Origin of the sequence: Streptomyces alkaliterrae, from assembly GCF_007097205.2 — a bacterium.
GTDB classification, from domain to species: domain Bacteria; phylum Actinomycetota; class Actinomycetes; order Streptomycetales; family Streptomycetaceae; genus Streptomyces; species Streptomyces alkaliterrae.
Genome location: NZ_VJYK02000256.1, coordinates 1 through 7808, shown reverse-complemented (window position 1 = coordinate 7808; position 7808 = coordinate 1). Strand labels below are relative to the sequence as shown.

5 protein-coding genes are annotated in these 7808 nt (G+C 74.3%); 1 reads left to right on the top strand and 4 read right to left on the bottom strand.

Annotated features, from left to right (window positions below; genetic code table 11):
* Positions 1 to 44: 44 nt before the first annotated feature.
* The 3 genes from FNX44_RS20485 to FNX44_RS20475 all read right to left on the bottom strand — a co-directional run bounded on the left by FNX44_RS20485 (position 45) and on the right by FNX44_RS20475 (position 4730).
* A complete protein-coding gene (locus FNX44_RS20485; RefSeq protein ID WP_143649995.1) occupies positions 45 to 1559 on the bottom strand; it encodes a gamma-aminobutyraldehyde dehydrogenase in 1515 nt (504 codons plus the stop codon).
* A 265-nt stretch (positions 1560 to 1824) separates the two neighbouring features.
* A complete protein-coding gene (locus tag FNX44_RS20480) occupies positions 1825 to 3189 on the bottom strand; it encodes an aspartate aminotransferase family protein (RefSeq protein WP_143649993.1) in 1365 nt (454 codons plus the stop codon).
* Positions 3190 to 3218: 29 nt separating this feature from the next.
* Complete coding sequence (locus FNX44_RS20475) at positions 3219 to 4730, bottom strand: CoA-acylating methylmalonate-semialdehyde dehydrogenase (protein ID WP_143649992.1); 1512 nt, start codon at positions 4728 to 4730, stop codon at positions 3219 to 3221.
* Positions 4731 to 4841: 111 nt separating this feature from the next.
* Between FNX44_RS20475 and FNX44_RS20470 the strand changes: the two genes are divergently transcribed.
* Positions 4842 to 6467 carry a PucR family transcriptional regulator gene (locus tag FNX44_RS20470; RefSeq protein WP_323369530.1) on the top strand — a complete coding sequence of 542 codons (1626 nt, stop codon included), beginning with the start codon at positions 4842 to 4844 and terminating at the stop codon, positions 6465 to 6467.
* A gap of 80 nt (positions 6468 to 6547) precedes the next feature.
* Here the strand turns inward: FNX44_RS20470 and FNX44_RS20465 are convergent, their stop codons facing one another.
* A complete protein-coding gene (locus FNX44_RS20465) occupies positions 6548 to 7732 on the bottom strand; it encodes a macrolide family glycosyltransferase (protein ID WP_143649998.1) in 1185 nt (394 codons plus the stop codon).
* Between the last annotated feature and the right edge of the window lie 76 nt (positions 7733 to 7808).

Here is a 7808-nt window from a genome sequence, read left to right as displayed (position 1 = left end):
GGTGGGAGTGGGGGGTGTTCGGGGTGACGTCGGCGGTGCGGCCGTCAGAGGGCGAAGACCGTGCGGTGCCATTCCTTGCGCGCGACGGCCGTGTTGTCCGACATCACGTGCTTGACCTGCGTGTACTCCTCGAAGGAGTAGGCGGACATGTCCTTGCCGTAGCCGGAGGCGCGGTAGCCGCCGTGCGGCATCTCGCTGATGATCGGGATGTGGTCGTTGACCCACACGCAGCCCGCGCGCAGTTCGCGGGTGGCCCGGCCGGTGCGGTAGACGTCCCGGCTCCAGACTGACGCGGCAAGTCCGTACGGGGTGTCGTTGGCCAGTGCCAGGCCCTCGTCGTCGGTGTCGAAGGGCAGCACGGTGAGCACGGGGCCGAAGACCTCCTGCTGGACGATCTCGCTGTCCTGCGCGGCGCCGGTGATCAGGGTGGGCGGGTAGTACGCGCCCGCCGCGAGGTCGCCGCCGGGGACCCGGCCGCCGGTGACGACGGTGGCGTGGGCGCGGGCCCGGTCGACGAAGGCTGCGACGCGGTCGCGGTGCCGGTGGGAGACGAGCGGGCCGAGGTCGGTCGCCGGGTCGGCGGGGTCGCCCACGGTGAGCGAGGCCATGAGGTCGGCGACGCCCGCGACGAACGCCTCGTACAGCGGGCGCTGCACGTAGGCGCGGGTGGCGGCGGTGCAGTCCTGGCCGCTGTTGATGAGGGCGCCCGCGACCGCGCCGTGCACGGTCGCCTCCAGGTCGGCGTCGTCGAAGACCACAAACGGCGCCTTGCCGCCGAGTTCGAGGTGCAGCCGCTTGCCGCCCTCGGTGGCGCGGCGGGCGACCCGGCGGCCGACGGGGGTGGAGCCGGTGAAGGAGATCATCGCGAGCCCCGGGTGGCCGGCGAGGTGTTCGCCGACGTCCGGCCCGGCGCCGGTGACGATGTTGACGACGCCGTCCGGAAGGCCTGCCTCGCGGGCGGCCTCGGCGAACATCAGCGCGGTCAGCGGGGTGAGTTCGGAGGGCTTGAGCACCACCGTGTTGCCGGCGGCGATCGCCGGGAGGATCTTCCAGGCGGCCATCTGGAGCGGGTAGTTCCAGGGCGCGATGGAGCCGACGACGCCCAGCGGCTCGCGGCGCACGGAGGACGTGTGGTCGGGGCTGTACTCGGCGGCGGCCATCCCGTCGAGGCGGCGGGCCGCGCCGGCGAAGAAGGCGGCGTTGTCGATCGAGCCGGGAACGTCGAACTCCTCGCAGAGCCGTACCGGTTTGCCGCACTGGGCGGACTCGGCGGCCACCAGGTCCGGGGACATCTCCCGCAGTGCGGAGGTCAGCCGGTACAGGGCCTCGGAGCGGTCCGCCGGTGTGGCGGTCGCCCACTGCGGCAGCGCGCCTTCGGCGGCGGCCACGGCGTCGTCCACGTCGGCGGGGCCGGCGAGTTCGTACTCCAGTACCGGCTTGCCGCTCGCCGGGTCGATGACAGGCTGCCGGCGCCCGGAGGTGCCGGGCCTCGCACGCCCGCCGATGAACTGGGTTCCTTCCGCGTACTTCGCTGCCGCGTCGGGAAGCTGGACGGCCATCAGACTCTCCTGCCCGCAACGCGCGGTGTGCGCCGCGCGTGCTGTGCCATGACTGTGCGAGTGGCGTGTGCCGTGGATGGATGCCGATCCTGACAGGCGGATGCCCGGTCGACAAGGGATTCCGTCGTTACGATTTCGCGGCGCCACGGAATCGGCGTTGTATAGCGTTCGGCGCCGTATGCGGACACGCCGGGTCGCCCGGCGCCGCCGGCCGTGGTGACGGGCGGCCCGGGACGTCCCCGGCGTGCGGATCGCGGCTCGCGGCTCAGACGCAGAAGCGCTTGCTCGCGTCGGTGAGCACGTCGGCCAGCCGGTCCACGATGTCGTCCAGCAGCGCGGCGTCGCCGATCAGCGGCGGCGCGATCTGCAGGACGCTGTCGCCCCGGTCGTCGGCGCGGGCGATCAGCCCGGCCTCGAGCAGCCGCCCGGGCAGGAAGCCGCGCAGCAGCCGGTCGCGTTCCGCCTGGTCGAAGCGGGTGTTGTCGGCGTCCCTGACCAGCTCGACGGCGAGGAAGAACCCGGCGCCTCGCACGTCGCCGACGATCGGCAGCTCCCGCAGCCCGTCCATCCGCTCGCGCAGGTGCGGGCTGAGCGTGCGCACGTTCTCCAGCACGCCGTCGCGTTCGAAGATCTCGATGTTGCGCAGGGCGATCGCCGCCGACAGCGGGTGGCCGCCGAAGGTGATGCCGTGCCGGAAGGGCCGCCCGGTGTCGATGAGCGCCGCCGCGACGCGCTCGGCGGCGACGACCGCGCCCATCGGAGCGTACGCGGACGTCAGGCCCTTGGCGAGGCTGACCAGGTCGGGTGTGACGCCCTCCCGGGTGACGCCGAACCACTCCCCCAGCCGTCCGCAGCCGGTGATGACCTCGTCGGCCATCAGCAGTGCCCCGTAGCGGTCGGCCAGCTCCCGCAGGCCGCGCCAGTAGCCGGGCGGCGCGGTGAGGCAGCCACCGGCGTTCTGCACCGGCTCGGCGATGATCATCGCCACCTCGTCGGGCCCCGCGGCGAGGATGGCGTCCTCCACCTCGCGGAGCAGCCGGGCGCGGAAGGCGTCGGGGTCGTCGCCGTCGGGGGCGCGGAACGCGTTGGTGTTCGACACGTGCACGACGTCCACCGGCGGCGGCCCGAACGCCTCCTTGAAGCGCGGGACGCCGGTGAAGGACAGCGCGCCGAGGGTGACGCCGTGGTAGGCGGTCTGCCGGGCGATCGCCTTGGTGCGCTGCGGCTGCCCGTTGGCGAGGTGGTACTCGCGGGCCAGCTTCCACGCCGCCTCCACCGACTCCGAGCCGCCGCTGGTGAAGAACGCCCTGGTCAGTCCCTCCGGCGCCAGGTCGGTCAGCCGCTCGGCGAGCTCGATGGCAGCCGGATGGGCGGTGGCCCAGTTGGTGTTGAAGGCAAGCGTGGTGAGCTGCTTCGTGGCCGCCTCGGCCATCTCCCGCCCGTAGGAGTAGCCGATCTGCGAGCAGAAGAGGCTGGACAGCGCGTCGACGTACCGCCGCCCCTCGGTGTCGAAGACGTACGGGCCCTCGCCACGTTCCAGGACGAGCAGGTCGTCGATCCGCTGGGGGGAGAAGTGCAGCATCAGATGGCGGCCGGCGGTCTCCCGCAGCGCCTCGTGCCGGGTGTTCATGGTGACCTCCGAGATCGGGTCCGGCCGGGTCAGTCGTTCTGCGGGAAGCCGAGGTCGATGCCGCGGTGGCGGGGATCGGCCCAGCGGGTGGTGACGGTCTTGGTGCGGGTGAAGAAGTGCACGCCGTCCGGGCCGTAGGCGTGGCTGTCGCCGAACAGCGACGCCTTCCAGCCGCCGAAGGAGTAGTAGGAGACCGGCACCGGGATGGGCACGTTGATGCCGACCATGCCGACCTCCACCTCCTCCTCGAAGCGCCGGGCGGCGCCGCCGTCGTTGGTGAACAGCGCGGTGCCGTTGCCGTACGGGCTGGCGTTGACCAGAGCCAGCGCCTCGTCGTACGAGGCCACCCGGACGACCGACAGGACGGGTCCGAAGATCTCGTCTGTGTAGATCGGCATCTGAGGCGTCACCCGGTCGAAGAGCGTGGGGCTGAGCCAGTAGCCGCCCGGCTCGCCGTCCACCGGACCGCCGCGGCCGTCCACCACCAGCTCGGCGCCGGCCGCCACCCCCGCCTCGACGTAGCCGGCGACCCGGTCCCGGTGCTCGGCGGTGACCAGCGGGCCCATGTCGCAGCCGCGCCGGCCGTCGCCGACCCGCAGCGACGCCATCCGCTCGGTGATCTTCGCGATCAGCTCGTCGGCGACCGGTTCGACGGCCACCAGCACGCTCACCGCCATGCACCGCTCCCCCGCCGAGCCGAAACCGGCGTTGACGGCGGCGTCGGCGGCCAGGTCGAGGTCGGCGTCGGGCAGGACGACCATGTGGTTCTTCGCGCCGCCCAGCGCCTGCACCCGCTTGCCGTGCGCGCCGGCCGTCGCGTAGACGTGCCGGGCGACGGGCGTGGAGCCGACAAACGACACGGACGCCACGTCCGGATGCGTCAGCAGCGCGTCCACGGCCGCCTTGTCGCCGTGCAGCACGTTGAACACGCCGTCCGGCAGCCCCGCCTCCCGCCACAGCTCGGCCAGCAGCATCGCCGCCGACGGCACCTTCTCGCTCGGCTTCAGCACCACCGTGTTGCCGCAGGCGATGGCCACCGGCGCGAACCACAGCGGCACCATCGCCGGGAAGTTGAACGGCGAGATGATCGCCGTCACCCCGAGCGGCTGCCGCAGCGCGTGCACGTCCACGCTGGTCGCCGCGCCCGCGGTGTGGCCGCCCTTGAGCAGATGCGGGATGCCGCAGGCGAACTCCACGACCTCCAGGCCGCGTTGGACCTCGCCCGCCGCGTCGTCCAGCACCTTGCCGTGCTCGGCGGTGATCGCCGCGGCGACCTCCGGGGCCCGCTCGGCCAGCAGCCGGCGGAACTCGAAGAGCACCGCCACCCGCTTCGGCAGCGACGTGCGCCGCCAGCCGGCGAAGGCCGCCGCCGCGGTCGCCACCGTCTCGTCGACGGTCGCGGCGTCCGCGAGGTCCACGTGCGCGGTGACGGCGCCGGTCGCCGGGTCGTGCACGGCGCCGGTACGGGCGGCCGTACCGGTCCAGGGCTTGCCGCCGAGCCAGTGCGTGATGCGGCGGTCTCCGTTGGTCGTGTTGTCCATGTCGCCATTGGAGCGGCATCCGGCCACCGGCGGCAGCTACGTTCTGTCGGATATGGCATCCTTCCCCGACACATCGTCGGCGGCGGGGGATGTCAGAGGAGGTGTGCGGACGTGGCGGTGACCTACCCCTCGGTGGCCGAGGTGCTGGCCATGCCCGAGCTGCGGCAGGGCGACCCGCTGGTGGTCGCCGGGCGCGACGCGCTGGACCGGCCGGTGCGCTGGGTGCACTCCATGGAGCTCGCCGCCGACCTCGCGCCGCTGCTGCGCGGCGGCGAACTCGTCCTCACCACCGGCATCGCCCTCCCGGCCGCCGCCCTGGACCTCGACGGCTACGTGCGGGAACTCAGCGACGGCGGCGCCGCCGGCCTGGTCGTCGAACTCGGCCGCCGCTGGACGCGTGAGCTGCCCGCCGCCCTCGCCGACGCCTGCGAACGCGCCGGACTGCCGCTGGTGGCCCTGCGCCGCGAGGTGCCGTTTGTGGCGGTCACCCAGGCCGTCGGCGAACGCCTGGTGAACGCGCAGGTCGTGGAGTTGCGGGCGGCCGGCCAGATCCACGACGTGTTCACCGCGCTCAGCGTCGCCGAGGCCGGACCCGCCGACATCCTCGCCGAGGCGGCCCGCATCGCCGGCCATCCCGTCGTCCTGGAGTCCTTCCGCCACCGGGTACTCGGCTACGACACCGGCGGCGCACCCGCCGACGAACTGCTCCGCGACTGGGAGCAGCGCTCCCGCCGCGTCCGGCTCGACAGCCGCACCGGTTACGACCGCAGGGCCGGCTGGCTGGTGACCGTCGTCGGCAGCCGGGGCGACGACTGGGGACGGCTCGTGGTGCTCACCCCGCAGCCGCCGCCCGACCGGCACGTCGTCCTCGTCGAACGCGCCGCCGCCGCGCTGGCCCTGCACCGGCTGCACGCCCGGCACCGCGACGGCGTCGAACGCCAGGCCCACCACGCCCTGCTCACCGCCCTGCGCGACCGGGGCGCCGACGAGGAACTGCTCGGCCGCTGCGCGCGGGCCGGGGTCCCGCTCACCGACCGCTCGCTGACCGGCGTCGCCGCGCGGCCGGTGGTGCGGCGCGGGCGGCGGGCCTTTGTCGCCGCCGACGCGCTGACCGGGCTGGCCGCCGCGCTCGCCGCCGCCCTCCGCGACCGCGACGTGCCCGCCCTGGTGGGCACCGACCCGGACGACGTACTCGCCCTGCTGTCCCTGCCGCCCGACGTCGACGCGGCCGCCGTGCTCACCGCGGTCGCCGCCGAACTCGGCGCCCCCGGCGACGTCGTGCTGGCCGCCGGTGAGACCGTGCACGGCCCCCGGGACGCCGGCCGCTCGCTCGCGGAAGCCCACCACGTCGCCGCGTCCGTCCGGCCCGAGCCGGCTGACGGGGGCGCCGCGCCGGGACCCGCCGTGCACCGGCTCGCGGACGTCCATCTGCGCGGGCTGCTGCACCTGCTCTGGGACGACGACCGGCTGGCCCGCTTCGTGACACGCGAACTCGGTCCGCTGCTGCGCCACGACGCCGAGCACGGGACCCGGCTGCTCGACGTCCTCGCCGCGCTGCTCGACTCCGGCGACAAGACCGCGGCGGCCGCCGCCCTGCACGTCTCCCGGCCCGTCCTCTACGACCGGCTGGCCCGCGTCGAACGGATCCTCGGCGTCGACCTCGCCGACCCGGAGACCCGCACCTCCCTGCACACGGCCCTCCTCGCCCACCGCCTCCCCGTCACCGACCGGGGCTGACGCGGCGGGGGCTGCCACGACGGGGGCTGCCGCGACCGGGGCTGACACAGCGGAGACTGACGCCTGGTGGTGGCGAGCGCTCAGCCGCGGGCCGCCGCCACCTCGCGTTCGACCAGGTCGGCGGCGCGGCGGGGGCCGCCGTCGGCGCGCACGGCGGCCCGCAGCGCGGCCAGCCGTGTCGGCATCGCCGGATCGTCGAGCAGTTCGTCCGCCGCCCGACGCAACGCCCGCGCGGTGAAAGCGTGGTTGTCCAGGCGGCGTGCGACGCCCAGCGCGCACAGCCGGTCGGCGTTGTCGAACTGGTCGAGCGCCTGCGGCACCGCCACCATCGGGACGCCGAACGCCAGGCCCTCCTGGCTGCCGCCCATCCCGGCGTGCGTGACGAACAGGTCGGCCTCCGCCAGCACGGCGGCCTGCGGCACCCAGTCGTGCGGCTCGACGTTGCCCGGCAGCTCGCCCAGCTCCTCCAGCGACACGTGCCGCCCGATCTGCAGCACCACATGCCAGCCGGGCCGACCGCCGAACGCCTCCACACACGCCCGGTAGACGTGCGGACGGCGGGTGAAGCCGGAGCCGAGCGAGACCAGCACCACCCGCTCGACGTCCGCCGGCCGCGACCACCGCTCCCGCCCGATGCGTCCGTCCGGTCCGGCGCCGACAAAGCTGTACACCGCCGGGTCGAGCGAGTCGGCGTCCGGTTGCATCGCGCTCGGGACCAGCGCCAGGGCCCGGCGGGGCCGGTCCAGGTCGTCGGGGCCGGTGTCCGGCATCCCGTTGGCGGTCAACCACTCCCGGAAGCGGTCGGCGTAGGAGCGGGCCGCCTCGCTGGTGAACACGGCGCTCTGCGCGCCGCCGTCCGCGTCGCTCCAGTCCTCGCTGATCATGTGGGTGGCGAGCTGCACCGCCGGCACGCCGAGCCGGTGCGCGAGCACCACGCCCGCGTACGCGCCGCTGTCGTGCAACACCAGCTCGGGGGCGGCGACACCGCCTCGCCCGTAGTGCTCCAGCAGACTCGGCAGCGCCGCCACCGACTCCTCGAACAGCAGCGTCGTCAGCTTCACCGGGTCGGAGGCGAGCGCCGCCAGATCGGTGTCCAGCGGCAGGGTCTCGGGGCAGAGCAGCGGTTCGGCGCCGGTGGCGGCCACGGTCGCCGCGAACCGCTCGGTCACCGCGTACGTCACCCGGTGGCCGCGGTCGACGAGTTCCCGTGCCAGCCCGAGGCAGGGGAAGACGTGTCCGGGCGCGCTGAGGCCGACGAGGCAGATCTCGGCGGGAGGGGTCGCGTCGGGACGAGTCTGATCGGGAGGAGTCTGATCGGGATGGGCCTGGTCAGGGCGGGGC

Bases quoted from the DNA above. Each gene is read 5' to 3' on its own strand.
- FNX44_RS20485 (WP_143649995.1), bottom strand. From the start codon at position 1,559: ATGGCCGTCCAGCTTCCCGACGCGGCAGCGAAGTACGCGGAAGGAACC.
- FNX44_RS20480 (WP_143649993.1), bottom strand. From the start codon at position 3,189: ATGAACACCCGGCACGAGGCGCTGCGGGAGACCGCCGGCCGCCATCTG.
- FNX44_RS20475 (WP_143649992.1), bottom strand. From the start codon at position 4,730: ATGGACAACACGACCAACGGAGACCGCCGCATCACGCACTGGCTCGGC.